General features: G+C 57.0%; 14 protein-coding genes and 6 tRNA genes. 4 read left to right on the top strand and 16 right to left on the bottom strand.

Going from position 1 to position 19,159, the window contains the following annotated elements:
- Positions 1-3: 3 nt before the first annotated feature.
- The 7 genes from PSES9_RS0100570 to leuC form a co-directional block, all read right to left on the bottom strand.
- Positions 4-2,841: a FimV/HubP family polar landmark protein gene (locus PSES9_RS0100570; protein ID WP_010483010.1), complete on the bottom strand. Its 2,838-nt coding sequence runs from the start codon at positions 2,839-2,841 to the stop codon at positions 4-6.
- A 154-nt stretch (positions 2,842-2,995) separates the two neighbouring features.
- Entirely contained in the window at positions 2,996-4,006 is a 1,011-nt protein-coding gene (locus PSES9_RS0100565) for an aspartate-semialdehyde dehydrogenase (protein WP_010483008.1), read from the bottom strand.
- Between the two features lie 305 nt (positions 4,007-4,311).
- Complete coding sequence (gene asd, locus PSES9_RS0100560) at positions 4,312-5,424, bottom strand: aspartate-semialdehyde dehydrogenase (protein ID WP_010483005.1); 1,113 nt, start codon at positions 5,422-5,424, stop codon at positions 4,312-4,314.
- A 52-nt stretch (positions 5,425-5,476) separates the two neighbouring features.
- Entirely contained in the window at positions 5,477-6,559 is a 1,083-nt protein-coding gene (gene leuB / locus PSES9_RS0100555; protein WP_010483003.1) for a 3-isopropylmalate dehydrogenase, read from the bottom strand.
- 54 nt (positions 6,560-6,613) lie between these two features.
- Positions 6,614-7,372, bottom strand: coding sequence for a class I SAM-dependent methyltransferase (locus PSES9_RS0100550; protein WP_010483001.1), 759 nt, complete (start codon positions 7,370-7,372; stop codon positions 6,614-6,616).
- 46 nt (positions 7,373-7,418) lie between these two features.
- Positions 7,419-8,066, bottom strand: coding sequence for a 3-isopropylmalate dehydratase small subunit (leuD, locus tag PSES9_RS0100545; protein WP_010482999.1), 648 nt, complete (start codon positions 8,064-8,066; stop codon positions 7,419-7,421).
- Between the two features lie 10 nt (positions 8,067-8,076).
- A complete protein-coding gene (gene leuC, locus PSES9_RS0100540) occupies positions 8,077-9,504 on the bottom strand; it encodes a 3-isopropylmalate dehydratase large subunit (RefSeq protein WP_010482998.1) in 1,428 nt (475 codons plus the stop codon).
- Positions 9,505-9,636: 132 nt separating this feature from the next.
- On the opposite strand from leuC, the gene PSES9_RS0100535 reads away from it, so the two are divergent.
- From PSES9_RS0100535 to PSES9_RS0100525, 3 genes are all read left to right on the top strand, one after another.
- Positions 9,637-10,530 carry a LysR family transcriptional regulator gene (locus PSES9_RS0100535; RefSeq protein WP_010482996.1) on the top strand — a complete coding sequence of 298 codons (894 nt, stop codon included), beginning with the start codon at positions 9,637-9,639 and terminating at the stop codon, positions 10,528-10,530.
- Positions 10,531-10,611: 81 nt separating this feature from the next.
- Positions 10,612-14,283 carry a PAS domain S-box protein gene (locus tag PSES9_RS0100530; protein WP_010482994.1) on the top strand — a complete coding sequence of 1,224 codons (3,672 nt, stop codon included), beginning with the start codon at positions 10,612-10,614 and terminating at the stop codon, positions 14,281-14,283.
- Positions 14,284-14,430: 147 nt separating this feature from the next.
- Complete coding sequence (locus tag PSES9_RS0100525; protein ID WP_010482991.1) at positions 14,431-15,177, top strand: SDR family oxidoreductase; 747 nt, start codon at positions 14,431-14,433, stop codon at positions 15,175-15,177.
- Between the two features lie 113 nt (positions 15,178-15,290).
- Here PSES9_RS0100525 and PSES9_RS0100520 read toward each other — a convergent pair whose 3' ends face one another.
- Positions 15,291-16,262: a tRNA dihydrouridine synthase gene (locus PSES9_RS0100520; RefSeq protein ID WP_010482990.1), complete on the bottom strand. Its 972-nt coding sequence runs from the start codon at positions 16,260-16,262 to the stop codon at positions 15,291-15,293.
- Between the two features lie 294 nt (positions 16,263-16,556).
- Between PSES9_RS0100520 and PSES9_RS0100515 the strand changes: the two genes are divergently transcribed.
- Complete coding sequence (locus tag PSES9_RS0100515) at positions 16,557-16,967, top strand: hypothetical protein (RefSeq protein ID WP_010482988.1); 411 nt, start codon at positions 16,557-16,559, stop codon at positions 16,965-16,967.
- Here the strand turns inward: PSES9_RS0100515 and PSES9_RS0100510 are convergent.
- The 8 genes from PSES9_RS0100510 to PSES9_RS0100475 all read right to left on the bottom strand — a co-directional run bounded on the left by PSES9_RS0100510 (position 16,964) and on the right by PSES9_RS0100475 (position 19,092).
- Positions 16,964-17,413, bottom strand: coding sequence for an acyl-CoA thioesterase (locus PSES9_RS0100510; protein ID WP_010482986.1), 450 nt, complete (start codon positions 17,411-17,413; stop codon positions 16,964-16,966). The genes PSES9_RS0100515 and PSES9_RS0100510 overlap by 4 nt on opposite strands.
- Positions 17,414-17,611: 198 nt before the next feature.
- Positions 17,612-18,151: a TetR/AcrR family transcriptional regulator gene (locus PSES9_RS0100505; RefSeq protein WP_010482984.1), complete on the bottom strand. Its 540-nt coding sequence runs from the start codon at positions 18,149-18,151 to the stop codon at positions 17,612-17,614.
- Positions 18,152-18,312: 161 nt separating this feature from the next.
- Positions 18,313-18,388, bottom strand: a tRNA-Glu gene (locus tag PSES9_RS0100500).
- Between the two features lie 75 nt (positions 18,389-18,463).
- Positions 18,464-18,539, bottom strand: a tRNA-Ala gene (locus PSES9_RS0100495).
- A gap of 52 nt (positions 18,540-18,591) precedes the next feature.
- A tRNA-Glu gene (locus PSES9_RS0100490) sits at positions 18,592-18,667 on the bottom strand.
- A gap of 75 nt (positions 18,668-18,742) precedes the next feature.
- Positions 18,743-18,818 (bottom strand) — tRNA-Ala (locus PSES9_RS0100485).
- 52 nt (positions 18,819-18,870) lie between these two features.
- Positions 18,871-18,946, bottom strand: a tRNA-Glu gene (locus PSES9_RS0100480).
- Between the two features lie 70 nt (positions 18,947-19,016).
- A tRNA-Ala gene (locus PSES9_RS0100475) sits at positions 19,017-19,092 on the bottom strand.
- Between the last annotated feature and the right edge of the window lie 67 nt (positions 19,093-19,159).

Here is a 19,159-nt window from a genome sequence, read left to right as displayed (position 1 = left end):
TTATCAAACCAGTTTATCGATCAACTCTTTGGCTTCTTTCTGTTGATCGTCATTACCTTCAGCAACTACTTCATCAAGGATGTCGCGTGCACCCTCGGAGTCGCCCATGTCGATGTAAGCCCGCGCCAGGTCCAGCTTGGTCGCGGTTTCATCAGTGCCAGAGAGGAAGTCGAAATCATCTTCGTCATCAAAAGCTGCAACAGAGGACGCCTCGGTAAACTCGGGCACATCAAGCTCATCAGCCGCTTTCTGTTGCTCAAGGCTTTCACTCAGTTGATCGAGTTCAGCCGTGACCTCATCCAGCTGGGCGGCAAAGTTATCAGGTTTTTCCTCAGATGCAAGATCACCCAGATCATCGTTCAGCGACAGGTCGAAGCCATCATCGGTCTCTCCCTGCGGTGCCGCTTCAGCGACAGGGTCAGTGCTTGATGACAAATCGGCATCATCCAGGCTGAGCAGGAAGTCATCGTCTGCACCCGCATCCGCCGGCTGGTTGACAGCAGCGTCGCTGGCTGGAGCGCTGTCCAGATCAAAGTTGAAATCAACCAGTTCGTCCGCCGGCCCGGTATTTTTTTCGACGTCCTCGTCAAGGCTCAGCTCGAAGCCCAGGTCATCGTCCTGGGTTGCAAGTGGAGCATTAGCCGCCTGACCAAGCTCGTCGTCCAGATCGAAACGCTCCAGATCATTGCTGGCAGTGGACTGCAACTGACTGTCCAGCTCGGATTCCAGATCATCCAGACTCAGGTCAAAGGAGTCATCGGCATCTGCTGCCTGGGGCGGATTAGTCGTTGCGTCGACATCATCCATGGTCAAGTCATCGAGGCTGAAACTGTCGAGGTCGTTGTCCACGCTACCCGCCACGGCCAAACCACCTGCCAGACCAGCCATTGCCGGGTACTTGGCATTGAGCTGGGCAACCTCTGGCGCTGCCGCACCCATTTCACGCAATTCTTCCTGCTGGCGAGCGTAACCCTCGCTGTCACCCATTTCTGCGTAGACTTCCATCAACTTGAGGTGCAGGTCACTGCGCTCTGGCTCGTCGTTGATAGCGTTTTGCAGCAGCTCGGCCGCTTGATTGAAACGCCCATAAGCAATGTAGATATCGGCTTCGCCCAGTACATCCGAGGTCTGCGGGGTGGTTGACTGCTCGGGGGCGACCTCAGCCTGCTCGTTGCCCAGGTCGAAATCATCATCCAGACCAGCAAAGTCATCGGCTGGCAAATCAGACCCGGCCGCAAAGCTATTGTCGGGCTCCAGGTTATCCTCGGCGGACTCGGACTCTTTCATCGCTTTGCGACGCGAGATGATCATCAGCACGACCAACAACGCCAGCAAGCCACCCGCAGCAACTATGCCGAGCAGCATTGGATTGGCCAAGAGGTCATCGATCATGGAAGCCGGAGCCGGAGCTGGCTGCGCCGCTGGAGCGGCTGGCTTGGCGGGCGCCGGGGTCTCGGCCGGAACCGGCTTGGGCTCGGGCGCAGGAGCCGCTACCGGTGCAGATGCTTCTGGCTGGGGTGCAGGCTCTTCGCTGTAGTTGAAGTCAGGCTCCTGGGCCGTCTCCGGCACCTGCGCGGCTGGTGCATCGGCTGCTGGTGCCACTGGCTCAGGTTGCTGGGCCTCGGCAGTTGTTGCAGGCGGGGTCTGCCCGGATGTCGCCGCATCAGGCGTGGCGACTCCAGGCGTTACAGCTGCGCCACCCTGGCTGGCCAGATCAGCCTGCAACTTGGCCAGTTGATCATCTTTAAGCTTGATCAGACGCTGCAGCTTATCGACCTGGCTCTGCAGGTCAGCCATGCGGTCGGACAGCTCTTCATTGGCACGACGTGTCGAGTCCAGGCTTTCCTGGGTCACGGCGAGCTTGTTGCTGATCGCGTCGCTGTCAGCCTGGCCTTTATCGCTGCCGGCAGTTGCCTTGCCCGACTCGGCCGAGACCAGCTTCAGCTTGTCTTGCGCATCAGCATTCGCAGGCGCCGCACCTGCAACCTCACGCTTGGTAGCGTCGAGTTGACGTGCACCGGCAGGCGCGCTGCGACCTTCACGCCAAGCGGCATTTTGCTGGTTAACCTGGGCCAGAGCCTCGGCTTGCGAGCGCTTATTGATATCATCCTGGGTTGGCAGACGCAGCACTTCGCCGCTTTTCATGCGGTTGATGTTGCCATCAATAAAGGCATCAGGATTCAGGTCCTGAATTGCCAGCATTGCCTGGTGAATGCTGCCGTTCTGTCGCGAACGTTGGGCAACTTCCCACAAGCTGTCATTTTTCTGTGTGCGGTATTGATTGCTACCAACAGCACTTGGCGCGGCGACACTGGCTGCGCTATTGCTTGCTGGGCGGGGCGCTTGTGCCTGAGTAGCTGGGCGTGCAGCAGGACGCGGGGCCGGGCGCGCAACGGGTGCGGTGACTGCAGCACGGGGAGCAGCAGCGGCCTGCGGCGAATACAGTGGCGGATCAAGCAACACAGTGTATTCACGCAACAGTCGGCCATTTGGCCAAAGCACTTCAACCAGGAAGTTCAGGTACGGCTCACGCACCGACTTGGTTGAAGTAACGCGAATCACGCTTTTACCGTTCGGCTTGATCACCGGGGTAAATTTAAGGTCGGTCAGGAAGAACTGACGCTCAACCCCCGCCTTATTGAATTCTTCCGGGGACGCCAGGCTCGGCAAGACTTCATTGGGGGCCAGATCTCTGGCTTCAACCAACTCAATTTCTGCCTCCAATGGTTGATTCAGCGAGGACTTCAGGGTGACTTCACCCAGACCCAGCGCGTGCGCCATACCGGAGGACAGTGCCGAAGCAGCTGCCATTGCCAGCACCAGTTTGCGAACCCGAAGCATATTTTAATCCCTTGTTTTTTTCTTTTATCTCGGCGTACAAAACGGCCCAGAATGTGTCTGCCTACATTCGCGAAACGCGATTCCCCATTCAGATACATTCCGAAGCCGTAGTGCCAAGCTCGAAAAATTCTTTAAATCACCAGCTAAGTATCTTTTACAGATAGTGTTTTATCAATAACTCAGCTAACTGCACAGCATTTATGGCTGCGCCTTTCCTCACATTATCAGACGCAATCCACAAATTAAGTTCTGCGGGATCGTCGAGACCCGCCCGAACACGCCCAACGTAGATTACATCCTGGCCCACCGCATCACCGACTACAGTCGGATAATCCTCGAACTCTACACACTCCAGCGCCGGAGCACGCTGCAAGGCATCACAAACTTTAGCAAGATCAACAGCTTTAGTGGTTTGCAATGAAAGACTCAGGCTATCGCCAAAAAACACCGGCGCCTGGATACAGTTTATTGACATCCTTAACTTCGGCTCGACCAGCAATTCCTTTAGCTCGCCAGCCACACGCTTTTCAAGCAGGCCATGCCCCTGCAGGTCAGGTTGGTCAACCTGGGCCAGCATATTGAAAGCCATTTGCCGACCAAAAACCTGTGGCTCAAACGCGCGACCATTGAGCAACTCAGCCGTTTGCCGAGCCAGTTCACTGACCCCTTCTCGGCCGCGGCTCGAAACCGCCAGGCAGGCGGTCAGGTTGATTCGCTCCACATTAACGACCTGCCGCAGCGCTGCCAGCACGCAACCCAAGGCCACACTGACCGACGACGGACTGGTAACCACATAGGGCGCACCGAGATGCTCCAGCGCTTGAGGGTTCACTTCGGGAACCACACGCGGCGCCTGCTCCGGCGGTAAGCCACCAGACAGGTCAATAACCATGCAGCCTGCTGCGCGAGCCTTGTCGATGAACTGCGCAGTGACACTCTGCCCTGCGGCAAAGAACACCAGCTGCACAGTACTGAAATCAAATGCCTGCACATCGCGAACGCGCAAGTTTCGGCCTTTATAGCTGGCCGTTTGCCCAACAGAGTCAGCACCCGCCAGGGCATGCAAAGTGCCAACCGGCAATTTGCGCTCCTCCAAGACCTGCACCAAAGCCTCACCAACACTGCCGGTGGCGCCTACAACTGCTACATCCAAGCTATGGGTCATACTCAACTCTTGAGGTTACTGATCAACAGGGCGAGGTAAAAACATCACCCCTGCTCGCAAGGTGTCTAAGTGCAAAGCTTAATCGCAGGGTGTGACAACGCGAAGCTTGTCCACCGAGGACCATTGATCTTGCCGAGTCTTTGCGAAGGATGATGGCGGACAAAAAAGCACTGTCCGTCCTGCACACGTTATGCGAAATGCAACTTATAAACGCATAAAGCGAGCTTAACAGGAATCGTTTATACGATAGCTGCTTAGCTCGCTTTATGCCGGGTCAATGCCTGTGTACGAAAAAACGCTGTTGATCAACGCTCCAGCAGGATCCGCAACATGCGGCGCAACGGCTCAGCCGCGCCCCACAACAGTTGATCGCCAACAGTGAATGCGCCCAGGTACTGCGACCCCATGTTGAGCTTACGCAGGCGCCCGACTGGCACACTCAAGGTGCCAGTAACCGCAGTCGGGCTCAGGTCGGTAATGCTTTGCTCGCGATGATTTGGCACCAGCTTGACCCAAGGGTTGTGCTGGCTGATCAGCGCCTCGACATCCGAGATCGGCACATCTTTGTTCAGCTTGATGGTCAGGGCCTGACTGTGGCAACGCATGGCGCCGATGCGCACGCAGATACCATCAACCGGGATTGCACTCTTGAAGCGACCGAGAATCTTGTTGGTCTCAGCCTGGGCCTTCCACTCTTCACGGCTCTGCCCGTTAGGCAGCTCCTTGTCGATGTATGGAATAAGGCTACCAGCCAGTGGCACGCCAAAGTTATCGACCGGGAAACCTTCACCGCGCATGCTTTCGGCAACACGACGATCAATATCCAGAATGGCGCTTGCCGGGTCAGCCAGCTGCTCCGCCACCGAACTGTTGATGGTGCCCATTTGCTTGATCAGCTCGCGCATGTTCTGCGCACCGGCGCCGCTTGCCGCCTGATAGGTCATGGCGCTAGCCCACTCAACCAGGCCCGCCTCGAACAGGCCGCCCAACCCCATCAGCATCAGGCTGACGGTGCAGTTGCCGCCGATGTAGTTCTTGGTGCCTGCATCAAGTTGCTGGTCGATTACCTTGCGGTTGACCGGGTCCAGCACGATGACGGCATCGTCGTTCATGCGCAGCGATGATGCGGCGTCAATCCAGTAGCCCTGCCAGCCTGCCTCACGCAACCTGGGGAAGACATCGTTGGTGTAGTCGCCGCCCTGGCAGGTCAGGATGACATCAAGGCTCTTGAGCTCATCAATGTTGTAGGCGTCCTTGAGTGGCGCAATATCCTTGCCCACAGCCGGCCCCTGGCCACCAACATTGGATGTGGTGAAGAATACGGGCTCGATCAAATCGAAATCCTGTTCTTCAAGCATGCGCTGCATCAACACGGAACCAACCATGCCACGCCAGCCGATAAGACCTACACGTTTCATAACAACTACACCTATATAAATCGCAGCCGAAGCTCTTGGGCCGCGCGAAGAATTACAAGCTACGCAGTGCCTCGACGACCGCGTCACCCATTGCGACAGTACCCACCTTGGTGGTACCCGCCGAATAGATGTCGCCAGTACGCAAGCCCTGGTCGAGCACATTGCTTACCGCTTTCTCGATGGCACTGGCCGCCTCAGCCTGGTTGAAGCTGTAACGCAGCATCATCGACACCGACAAGATGGTCGCCAACGGGTTGGCAATGCCTTGGCCGGCGATATCAGGAGCAGAACCATGGCACGGCTCGTACATGCCCTTGTTGTTGGCATCCAGCGAGGCTGAGGGCAGCATACCGATAGAGCCGGTGAGCATCGAGGCCTCATCCGACAGAATGTCGCCGAACATGTTATCAGTGACCATCACGTCGAACTGCTTTGGCGCGCGCACCAACTGCATTGCCGCATTGTCTACATACATATGCGACAGCTCGATATCCGGGTAATCCTTGGCAACTTCCTCGACCACTTCACGCCACAGCTGGCTGGAGGCAAGCACGTTGGCTTTATCGACCGAGCAGAGTTTCTTGTCGCGAACCCGGGCCATGTCAAAACCAACACGGGCAATACGACGGATTTCACTTTCACTGTAAGGCAGGGTGTCATAAGCCTGACGCTCACCGTTATCCAACTCGCGGGTGCCACGTGGCGCGCCAAAGTAGATGCCGCCAGTCAGCTCGCGAACGATAAGAATATCCAGGCCTGCCACCACTTCTGGCTTGAGCGACGAAGCATCAGCCAATTGCGGATACAGGATCGCCGGACGCAGGTTGGCAAACAGGCCCAGCTGCGAACGAATCTTCAACAAGCCGCGCTCCGGGCGGATATCGCGCTCGATCTTGTCCCATTTTGGACCGCCAACCGCGCCGAGCAATACCGCATCGGCCTTGCGTGCGCGCTCCAGGGTTTCATCGGCCAGGGGCACGCCGTGCTTGTCGATTGCAGCGCCACCGATCACGTCATGAGTCAGCTCAAGACCCAATTGGAACTTTTCAGTCGCCAGTTCCAGTACCTTGACAGCCTCGGCCATGATTTCCGGGCCAATGCCATCACCAGGAAGAACCAGAATCTGTTTACTCATGCTTTCCTCTCAAACGGCGCTAACGGCGCCAACACATATTTAAAGCTGATCTATTTAGCGCTCGGCCCAGAGCAACAAAACATCGGTGCTGAATGAGCCATCTTGTGCAATCTCGAAATACTCGCGAACTTCTTCGCCTACCGCCTGCTGCACAGCCAGGATGGCTTGGCGAAACAGCTGCGGAGTGCGCATGCGCTCGACCCAACTGCTGAACTCCAGGCGCAAGCGTTGACGGCTGCAACGGGTCTGCACCAGGCCAGCCTCGCCTACCAGTCGCGACCATTGCGACGGCGAATAATCACGCACGTGGCTGGTATCGCGCAGCAACTCAACGGCCTGCAAATGGGTGTCGAGCAATGGCAACTCTGGGGCGGCAACATCAATGAATGCAGCCACCCCGCCCGGCTTCAATACCCGGCGCACTTCACGCAAAGCCTGGCCGACATCGCGCCAGTGATGCGCCGAATAGCGGCTGAAGACAAAATCAAACTGTTCATCAGCAAAGGGCAAGCACTCAGCCCGCCCGCACTCGGTCCGGATATTGGCCAAATCACGCTCAGCGGCGGCAGACGCTACCACATCCAGCATCTGCTGAGACAAATCGTATGCAACCACTTCATTCGCCAATGGCGCGACCTGAAAGCTGACATGGCCCGCACCACAACCCAGATCGAGCACCCGGGCACCAGGCCGTGCCGCAACACTTTCGCGCAGCAGGGCGAACTCGCTGCCTTGGGCGTGCACCGCACTGCTCAAATAGGCACTGGCCTGCTCGCCGAATTGACGCTCGACAACCTGATCGTGATCACTCATTGCCCTGCCTCCACCTGCAATCAAGCCTTGCTTGAGCAGGCCTGAATCACTTGATGGCGCCAAACAACCAGGGTTGCTGCTGACGATAACCTTCTTCAAAGGCGCGGATGGCATCGCTGTCCTGCAAGGTCAGGCCAATGTCGTCCAAACCATTGAGCAGGCAATGCTTGCGGAACGCATCGACTTCAAAGCTGTACTGCTTGCCGTCGGGACGGGTCACTGTCTGCGCTTCAAGATCAATCGTCAGTTGATAGCCTTCGATCGCCTCGGCTTGTTCAAACAGCTCATCCATCTCGCTTTCAGCCAGGATGATCGGCAACAGGCCGTTCTTGAAGCTGTTGTTGTAGAAGATGTCCGCGAAGCTTGAGGCCAAAATGGTCCGGAAACCGTACTCTTCCAGCGCCCAGGGCGCGTGTTCACGGCTTGAGCCACAGCCAAAGTTCTCACGAGCCAGCAATACGCTTGCCCCCTGGTAACGCGGGAAGTTAAGGACGAAATCCTTGTTCACCGGACGCTTGGCGTTGTCCTGGTTCGGTTGACCGACATCCAGGTAGCGCCACTCATCAAAGAGGTTCGGGCCAAAGCCGGTACGCTTGATCGACTTCAAAAATTGCTTGGGGATGATCTGGTCGGTATCGACGTTGGCACGATCCAGCGGCGCGACAAGACCTGTGTGTTGGGTAAAGGCTTTCATGGCGGTCTCCTCAGGCCTGAATCAATTCACGAACATCAACAAAAGTGCCAGTAACCGCAGCAGCCGCGGCCATCGCCGGGCTTACCAGGTGAGTACGACCACCAGCGCCCTGGCGGCCTTCGAAGTTACGGTTGGAAGTCGATGCACAATGCTCGCCACTGCCAAGCTTGTCCGGGTTCATCGCCAGGCACATCGAGCAACCCGGCTCACGCCATTCAAAGCCAGCTTCGATAAAGATCTTGTCCAGGCCTTCTTTTTCAGCCTGCTGCTTGACCAGGCCAGAACCCGGTACAACCATGGCCTGCTTGATGGTTGCGGCAACTTTACGTCCCTTGGCCACTGCAGCCGCAGCGCGCAGGTCCTCTATCCGTGAGTTGGTGCACGAGCCGATGAATACACGATCAAGCTGGATATCGGTGATCGCCTGGTTGGCGGTCAACCCCATGTATTTCAGCGCGCGAGTGATTGAATCACGCTTGACCAGGTCGGTCTCGGCTGCCGGGTCCGGCACATGCTGATCGACCGCCAAGACCATCTCTGGCGAAGTGCCCCAGCTGACTTGCGGCTTGATGTCTTCCGCACGCAACTCAACCACAGTATCAAAATGGGCGTCGGCATCGGAAACCAGGCCGCGCCACTGGGCAACAGCTTGCTCCCACTGCTCGCCCTTGGGCGAGAATGGACGGTTGGCAACGTACTCGATGGTCTTCTCATCGACAGCCACCATGCCCACACGGGCACCGGCCTCGATCGACATGTTGCAGATGGTCATGCGCCCTTCCAGCGACAAATCGCGGATCGCGCTACCGGCAAACTCCAACGCGTGGCCATTACCGCCAGCGGTGCCTATCTTGCCGATGACCGCCAGCACGATGTCCTTGGCGGTGACGCCAAACGGCAACTTGCCCTCGACGCGAACCTGCATGTTCTTCATTTTCTTGGCGACCAGGCACTGGGTAGCCAGCACATGCTCGACCTCGGACGTACCAATACCGTGCGCCAGGGCACCGAAGGCTCCGTGGGTCGAGGTGTGTGAATCGCCACAAACCACGGTCATGCCGGGCAATGTTGCACCCTGCTCCGGCCCGACCACATGCACGATGCCTTGGCGGACATCGTTCATCTTGAACTCGAGGATGCCGAAGTCGTCGCAGTTTTCATCCAGGGTTTGCACCTGGATACGTGATACTTCATCGCTGATCGCTTCCAGGCCACCTTGGCGCTCGGCCTTGGTGGTCGGCACGTTGTGATCCGGAGTGGCGATATTGGCGTCGATGCGCCATGGCTTGCGCTGGGCCAGACGCAAACCCTCGAATGCCTGCGGCGAGGTCACTTCGTGAAGGATATGCCGGTCGATGTAGATCAGTGACGAACCATCGTCACGGCGCTTGACCTCGTGCATTTCCCAGAGTTTGTCGTAAAGCGTTTTGCCGGCCATCAGTGTTTTCCTCATCAGCATATTTCTGTGCTTCAGGAGTATCCCTTTAGCTTATGTGGCAATTTTATGGGCTTGCTATAAATTACTCAAATTCATATTTTTCATCTATTGGATAACTACTAGGAATACAAAATGGACCTGGCAACCCTCAATGCATTTATCGCGATTGCCGAGGTAGGCAGCTTCTCTGACGCCGCCGAACGCCTGCATCTGACCCAGCCGGCAGTCAGCAAACGGATCGCTAGCCTGGAACAGCAACTCAATGTACGCCTGTTCGACCGACTGGGTCGTGAAGTCAGCCTGACTGAAGCGGGTCGTGCCCTGCTGCCCCGGGCCTACCAGATTATCAATGTGCTCGATGACACACGCCGGGCCCTGACCAATCTGAGCGGTGAAATCAGTGGCAGATTGACGCTAGCGACCAGCCATCATATTGGCCTTCATCGTCTACCCGCACTGCTACGTGAGTTCACTCGCACTCATCCGCAGGTCGCGCTGGACATCCAGTTTCTCGATTCAGAAGTTGCCTACGAAGAAATACTACACGGGCGCGCCGAGCTGGCTGTAATCACCCTGGCGCCGGAAACCCGACCCCCTGTGAGCGCAGTCTCCGTATGGGATGACCCGCTGGATTTTGTAGTCGCGCCGGAGCACCCTCTTGCCCAGCAACCGGATGTCAGCCTTGCCGATATAGCCAGGCAACCTGCTGTGTTTCCTGGTGGCAACACCTTTACCCACCACATCGTCCAGCGTCTGTTCGAAGCCCGGGGATTGAGCCCCAATATAGCCATGAGCACCAACTACCTGGAGACGATCAAGATGATGGTATCCATTGGCCTGGCCTGGAGCGTACTGCCGCGCACCATGCTTGATGAACAGGTTCATCGCCTGGCCCTGCCCGGCATCCAGCTAAGCCGGCAACTAGGCTACATTTCACATAGCGAGCGCACGCTTTCAAATGCCGCACGAGCCTTCATGCAATTGCTGGACGCTCAAGGTGACCATCTTGCACGGACGACTCGATAACGGCTAACGTGAAGCTATAACTATCAAATGCCAGTACAGAGCACCAGCCACTGGCTACTTCGCTTACTCATAGAGCCTCCAATGGCAAAAAATCATGAGCGCACGGTAATCCTGCCCCACATCCCCGCACTTGATCCTGCCGCGTTCGAACAGGCATGGGATGACACGCCACGTCTTCTTGCAGCACTCAACGGCGCCAAGCTGGGTGCTTGGCTGTGGGACATAGAAAGTGGGCAAATCAGTTGGTCCCGTGGCGCCCAGGCGCTTTATGGTCTTGATCCAAACCAGCCACTGAACCAGCGCGTCGAATACCTGGACCTGGTACCGCCAGAAGATCACCAGCATGTGCTGTCACTATTCCGCAAGATTGTCGATGGCACCCCGGACCTGCGGCCCATGCGTCACCGGATTATCTGGCCAGATGGCAGCCTGCACTGGATTGAAGTCAACGGCAGCCTGAAATCCGATGACCAGAATCGGCCACACATGTATGGCGTGGTACGCGACTACACCCTCCAGAAACAGCGCTCCGACGCATTGATCAACTCGGAGCAGCGCTTTGCCAGCCTGTTTCAGCTAAACCCCGACATTGTGATGCTGGTTCGCTTGACCGATGACAGCCTGATCGAGGTCAATCAGCACTTTGAGCACAGCCTCGGCTGGAGCGCCGAAGAGGCGATCGGCTGCAGTTGCGATACACTCAATATCTGGGTGCACGACAGCGAGCAGCAATACCTCAAGCGAGCCATCGCCGAAGTGCGCGCCCCCATTGTGCAGCAGGTTCAGCTACGTACCCGCAGCGGCGACATCCTTGACGGCGTGCTCTCCAGCCAATACCTAGAGCTGGAAAACCAGCCGTTCATGCTCAGTTCCTTCACCGACACCAGCCAACAAAAGCGCGCCGAGGAAGCCCTGCGCATCAGTGAAGAAAAATTCTCCAAGGCCTTCCAATACAGCCCTGACGCGGTGGTCATCACCAACCTGGGCACAGGCCGCTTTGTGGAAGTGAACCCAAGCTTCGAGCGCCGATTCGGCTGGAGCAAGGCCGAAGCAGTGGGCCGCACCTCGATTGAACTGGGCATCTGGACGGATCTGGACAGTCGCCAACGCATGCTCGACGCCGTAAAGCGTAACGAACTCAACGAGCTTGAAGTGCGCCTGCACAGCCGCGACGGCAGCATCAGCACCAACCTGTTGTTTGGCGGGGAAATTATCCTCGACGGCCAGGCCTGCCTGATCCTCACCGTACGAGATATTTCCAAGCAACGGGCCCAGGACCAGGTATTGAATGAAAGCCAGGAGCGCCTGAACCTGGCGCTCGATTCGGCCGATCTTGGCACCTGGGACTGGCATATTCCCAGCAACCTGATTTACGGCTCGCAGCGCACCTCGACACTACATGGACTGGCAGCCGTGCCTTACCACGGCGACTTCGAGACACTGCTCAGCCATGTGCCACTGGAAGACCAGCGCATGATGCTCAAGGCCTACAAAGAGCTGCTGAGCGGTGCGCGCCAGTCCTATCAGGTGATCTATCGAGCACGCCATGCCAACGGTGTGACCTACTACATAGAGAGCACTGCCAAACTGTATCGCGATACCGACGGCTCTCCCCTGCGCATGACCGGCATATTGCTCGACATCACCGAGCGCGTTCAACGCGAACAGCGCCTGGCGGCCTCGGAAGAGAAATTTGCCACGCTGTTCCAGGCCAGCCCCGACCCTATCTGCGTCACCCGCGTCAGTGACGGCGTGTTTATCGACATAAACCCCAAGTTCAGCAAGACCTTTGGCTGGGAAGACAGCGATATCATCAACCGCAGTAGCCTGGATATCTGCTTCTGGAAAGACCACAGTGACCGTGAGCGCCTCTATCAAAAACTCAACCGCGAGCAAGCACTGGATGAAGAGGTCGCCTGCTTTTACCATCGCTCAGGAACCCTGTTGACCTGCGCCATCTCGACCCGGTTTATCCGGGTCGACCGTCGCCTGTGCATCACCACCACCTTCCGCGACATTACCGAGCGCGTCTTGTCCGAAGCAGCACTGCGCGCCAGCCAGGAGAAGTTCGCCAAGGCTTTCCACTCAAGCCCGGATGCCATCACCATCACCGAGCGCGACAGCGGACGCTATATCGAAGTCAACGAAGGCTTTTGCAAGCTCACTGGCTACAGCGCCGAAGACGTCATCGGGAGGACGGCCTACGAGATCAACATCTGGGCCAACGCCGAAGAACGCCAGATGATGCTGACGCGTCTGGCGCACCACGGCCATGTCCACCACATGGAAATGCGTGGCAAGCATCGTGATGGCAGCCAAGCAGTAGTTGAAGTCTCGGTCGAAAATATCGAGCTCAACGAAACGCCATGCCTGCTGCTGACAGCCCGCGACGTGAGTGAACTCAAGAGTGCCCAGGCTCAGGTCCAGCACATGGCCTATCACGACCCGCTGACCAACCTGCCCAACCGCAGCTTGCTGATGGATCGCCTGACCCAGCAGATCGCGCTGCTCAAACGCCACAATTTGCGCGGCGCACTGCTGTTTATCGACCTGGATCACTTCAAGCACATCAACGATTCCCTGGGCCATCCGGTTGGCGACAATGTACTGCGCCTTATCACTGCACGCCTGGAAGCCAGCGTACGCCAGGAAGACACCGTTGCACGCCTGGGTGGTGATGAGTTCGTCATCTTGATCTCAAGGCTCGAGGGCGACACAGAAGTGGTCACGCGCCAGGTCACTGAAATTTCCAACCAGTTCCGCACATTGCTGGCTGAACCCATGCTGCTTGATGGCCAGCGCCTGCAGGTCACACCCAGTATCGGTATCGCACTGATCCCTGATCACGGCGACACCCCGGCCGACCTGCTAAAACGCGCCGACATTGCCCTATATCGCGCCAAGGACTCCGGACGCAACACCATCCAGCTGTTTCGCAACTCCATGCAAGAAGCCGCGAGCGAGCGGCTACGCCTTGAAAATGACCTGCGCATGGCCCACGTGCGCGGCGAATTCGAACTCTACTTCCAGCCCCAAGTCGATGCGCGCAGCAACCAGATAGTCGGCGCCGAGGCACTACTACGCTGGGATCACCCAAGCCTTGGCCCGCAGTCACCCGGGCTGTTCATCCACATCCTCGAGGAAAGTGGCCTGATCCTCGAAGTTGGCAGCTGGGTGCTTGCAGAAGCCTGCCGGGTGTATGCACAACTATTGGCCGAGGGTTTATTCGAACGCGATAACTTCAGCCTCTGCGTCAACATCAGTCCGCGCCAGTTTCGCCAGGAAGAGTTTGTTACCCTGGTCAAGAGCTGCCTTGATCCCGAAAACATGCCGCAGCTCAAGCTCGAGGTGACCGAAAGCATTATCATCGAGAACATTGATGACACCATCCGGAAAATGAACCAGTTGCGCGACATAGGCGTGAGCTTCGCCATGGACGACTTCGGTACCGGCTATAGCTCACTGACCTACCTCAAGCGCCTGCCGGTAGACGTGCTTAAGATTGATCAGTCTTTTATCCGCGATGCCACGACCGACCCTAACGATGCAGAAATCATCCGGGCCATCGTTGCCATGGCCAAGAGCCTTGGCCTGACAGTCATTGCCGAAGGTGTTGAGCAACAAGAACAACTTGAATTCCTGCACAGCCAGGGCTGCTTTCTCTATCAAGGCTACCTGTTCAGCAAACCGGTGCCGCTTAATGAATTCAAGGCATTGCTGCACCGCTTGCCTGACCAGCAAAAACGCAGCTAATCCAACCTCAAGCCTTCGGTCAGCGCGAAACAAGCTGACAGGCAACAGTCACAACAACCAGCGGGAAAATCCCCGTTATCAAGTGCAGTAGTTATTCAGCAATTGCCCGGCTGGAAATGCTGCACAGCTGGCACAGGAGACCTTTTTATGCGCAAAGTCATGCTTATAACCGGTGGCAGTCGCGGCATTGGTGCGGCCACAGCGCGCCTGGCAGTAGTCGAAGGCTACGCCGTATGCATCAACTATCACCAGCAAAGCGCCTCGGCCGAGGCACTGGTTGCCGAAATCAAGGCTGCAGGCGGCGAAGCCATTGCACTGCAAGCCAACATTGCCGTCGATGCCGAGGTTGAACAGCTATTCAAAGCCATAGACCGCTACTTTGGGCGCATCGACGTATTGGTCAATAACGCTGGCATTCTCGAACCGCAGATGCGCCTTGAACAGATGGACAGCGCACGCCTGCAGCGGGTTTTCGCCACCAATGTGTTCGGCAGCTTTGCCTGCGCCCGTGAAGCGGTGAAGCGCATGTCCAGCGATAATGGCGGCCAAGGCGGCGTCATTATCAACCTGTCCTCGATTGCCGCCAAACTCGGCGCCCCAGCCGAATACATTGATTACGCAGCAGCCAAAGGCGCGATCGATAGCATGACCCTGGGCCTGGCCAAGGAAGTCGCCAGCCAGGGCATTCGCGTTAACGCCGTGCGTCCCGGCGTGATCGATACTGAAATTCACGCCAGCGGCGGCGAGCCAGACCGGGTTGCCCGGGTCAGCGCCAGCGTGCCCATGGGCCGTGGCGGTAGCGCCCAGGAAGTGGCTGAAGCGATCATCTGGCTAGCCAGTGACAAGGCTTCCTATGCCAGCGGCGCGCTGCTCGATATCAGCGGTGGGCGCTAGAAAGCGAACGGCACTCCGGATGGGTGGCTGAAAAACCTCAGCCGCCCTGCAAATAGCAGGCAAGCCTTAGGGTGAGACAGCGCGAAGCTTGTCAACCTCCCTACAGCATCTGCCTAACTGACAAGTTCGGCGTTCAGAGGCAGTTCAACACCAAGCATGGCATCAATGCGCAGGCAATCATTCTCGCGCCGCAACTGATCGAACAGCAGCACCGCCTCAGGGTAATTTCGCGTCAGCAGCGCCAACCATTGCTTGAGGCGGCCCGGGGCAAAGCGTGGCGAAAGTTTCTTGCGCGCCTGTAGCCAAAAGTCATTGAGCAAGGGCTGAAACTCTTGCCAGGTCATTTCAACCACGGGTTCACCGGCCTTGACCATGGCGATTTGCCGCGCCAGGTCGGGACGACTCACCAGGCCTCGGCCAATCATGATGTCATCGACACCACTGACTTCACGGCAGCGTTGCCAGTCGGCAACCGTCCAGACATCACCATTGGCAAACACCGGAACATTCACGGCCTCTTTGATCAGTGCCACCCACTCCCAATGGGCCGGTGGCTTGTAGCCTTCGACCTTGGTCCTGGCGTGCACCACAATCTGCTCTGCACCGCCTTCAGCCAGCGCTTGCGCGCACTCGATGGCGCCCCCTTTATCATCAAACCCCAGGCGCATCTTGGCGGTTACCGGAATATCAGCTGCAACCGTGCGCCTGACCTCACGCAGGATTCGATGCAGCAACTCAGGCTCCTTGAGCAACACGGCTCCGCCGCGTGATTTGTTCACGGTTTTCGCCGGGCAGCCAAAATTCAAATCAATGACCGGCGCACCCAGCGTGCAGGCAAACGCGGCATTGTCGGCCAAACACTGCGGATCGGAGCCCAACAACTGCACGCGCAATTGGGTCCCGGCACGGGTTCGCGCAGCGGTAAAGAGTTCAGGGGCCAGCTTGCGATAGGCAGAAGCTGGCAGCACACGCTCGGTGACGCGAACAAACTCTGTCACGCACCAGTCAATGCCGCCAATGCGGGTCAGCACGTCGCGAAGAATATGATCGACCAACCCCTCCATGGGCGCCAAGGCGATTTGCATAGGGTTACTCTCGAAAAAAACGTTGCGCAGTGTACGCAGTTGGACGCTTAAGTTGAAATATTGCCGATCAAGGACACTTTGATAAGCCCCTCTGAAAAAGCTCGCACTCGACTTTAGCAACCTGAATGCGCATTTGATGCGCGCTGCTCACCCCTTGGGAACCGCAGCGATGGCTTGCCCCGTGATATCCAGCGCAGCGGTTTTCAGAGGTTACCTAAAGACTTATCCGGGCTTTCCGTTACACTGGCTAAACGCCTGCAAAGGCAGCCCGAAGACGCAAGATCAAGGATCAAGATGCGAAGCAAACTCCTGCTATGCGCCGGCATACTTAGCAGCTGCCTGAGTCAGGCGGCGCAAGTAGAGCAGCCGGAGATTCATTTTGAAGCGGTTCCAGAGTACGCGGCAAAAGTCGTGATCAGCCGTGACCGCAACGCACCAACCGCCTGCGATGTCGAGATATTGATCAGCGGCCAGGCACCCTTGGCCCTGGGAGTTGGCGAGTCGATTGAGCTAAAAATCCCTGCAGGTAATTTCAATGCAGAGCTGGCTCTCTCCCCCGCCGGCTATTGCGGCTCCATCAACCTGCGCAGCCAGCAGTCGATGCTGATCAAGCCCGGTGAAACCCGTTACTTCCAGGTACTGGTCGACCGGCACAGCCTATTTCTTTCACCCAGCACTGCACCTGGGCAAGCACCAAACAGCTAGAGTTCCATCGGGAAAACAGGTTGCAACGCCTGGCCATAGCCATCAATAAACTCTGGCGGCATGCGCTTGGGTTTACCGCTGGACAGCTCGATACAGACAAATGTTGTCTTGGCGCGCAGCAAGGTGACCCCGTCTTGTGGGCGAATCAATTGAAAGCGGCGATCCATCTTCAGGCGCTGATCAGACTCGACAATCCAGGTTGCCATCTGCAGCTCCTGGTCTTCATAGGCGCTGGCCAGGTAGTCGATTTCGTGACGGGTCACGGCCATCGCTCGATCCAGGCGCTGGTACTCAACCAGATCCAGGCCCAGAAATTGCGAGTGACGCCAGGCGCAACGCTCGAGCCAACTGACATAGACCGCATTATTGGCATGCCCAAGACCGTCGATATCATCTGCACCCACAATAATGTCGATCACAAATGGATTGGCCATATCCCAGTTCATCTACACAGCTCCACACTGCCCACAAGCAAGCATGAGCAGCCGATAAAAGTCACAGTCAGATAAAGCCAGCTCAGGCAGGCCCCACCTCTAAGCCTTGCACACTGCCAGAGCCAGGCGCTTGAAACAACCATCGACATTAATCGCTATCGCCAGACATAGCGCACCGGAATGTGTCGATCGATGTGCAACGCCTGGCTTTCAAACAATGGCCGACTTGGCCGCGCGCAACACTCGATCAGACATATCACCCGGCCCCAAGGCGCGCGCCAGCGACAGGCCACCGATCATCATCGCCAAATCGGCAAGCACGGCCGAAGACTGTTCCGGCGTCTGCGCAAGCTTGGCAACAATCAACTCCAAGTGCCTTGCCAGGGCCTCGCGAAAGCTTTCGGGCAAACGCGCTATCTCACTCAAGGAGGCTGGCAAGGGACAACCCGAGTCCGCGCTGTCACGGTGCCTGCGCGACAAATAGAACGCAGCCATCAGGCTGCGCCGCTCACTTAATGGCAAATCACTGTCCAGCTCGCTCAAGCCCGCACGCCGCTTGCTCAGCAGCCGCTCGAAAGCCTCAAGCATCAGCGATTCCTTGCTGTCAAAGTGGGCGTAGAAACCACCAACCGTCATTCCAGCGGCGGCCATTATCTCGCTAACGCTGGGCTCAACCGGTCCACGCAAGACCAGTATCGACTCAGCAGCACGCAAAATTCGTTCGCGGCTTTGCAATTTCTTGTCGCTCATCAGCCAGCACTCCAATCCAAACGCCATTAAATATTATAACTATCATATTTAACGGCACAGCTATTGGCCAGAGCGCAGCATATGGGGAGATTAAATCGCAGATAAACAAAAGGGCCATTCTTTGCAGAATGGCCCTTTTAAAACCCGACAGGCGGGTAAAATGGCGTCCCCTAGGGGACTCGAACCCCTGTTACCGCCGTGAAAGGGCGGTGTCCTAGGCCACTAGACGAAGGGGACGAATCCTTCGAAAAACAAGGCCAGCAAAAAGCTGGCCCGTGGCAGTTTCAAAACACAAACGTGCTACTGCAAAATTGGTGGAGATAAACGGGATCGAACCGTTGACCTCTTGCATGCCATGCAAGCGCTCTCCCAGCTGAGCTATACCCCCGGATTTATCGCCTCTCGGCTCACAGCACCTGACGGAACTGCTTTTTAAATAGTGGCGTCCCCTAGGGGACTCGAACCCCTGTTACCGCCGTGAAAGGGCGGTGTCCTAGGCCACTAGACGAAGGGGACGAATCCTTCGAAAAACAAGGCCAGCAAAAAGCTGGCCCGTGGCAGTTTCAAAACACAAACGTGCTACTGCAAAATTGGTGGAGATAAACGGGATCGAACCGTTGACCTCTTGCATGCCATGCAAGCGCTCTCCCAGCTGAGCTATACCCCCGGATTTATCGCCTCTCGGCTCACAGCACCTGACGGAACTGCTTTTTAAATAGTGGCGTCCCCTAGGGGACTCGAACCCCTGTTACCGCCGTGAAAGGGCGGTGTCCTAGGCCACTAGACGAAGGGGACGCAAAAGCCTTCCAACAACTCGACCCGTTCAATGAACCGGCCGTGGCAAGCCTTTTGGCTTTAAAGAAATTGGTGGAGCTAAACGGGATCGAACCGTCGACCTCTTGCATGCCATGCAAGCGCTCTCCCAGCTGAGCTATAGCCCCATCTCAAGGACGGGGCGCATATTAAGTGCGGTCCCGCCCCCTGTCAACATAATTCTAACCATATAAG

Origin of the sequence: Pseudomonas sp. S9, assembly GCF_000222125.1 — a bacterium.
Lineage (GTDB): Bacteria > Pseudomonadota > Gammaproteobacteria > Pseudomonadales > Pseudomonadaceae > Aquipseudomonas > Aquipseudomonas segetis.
The sequence above is the reverse complement of the archived record's forward strand: the minus strand, read 5'-3'. Positions and strand labels throughout refer to the sequence as shown.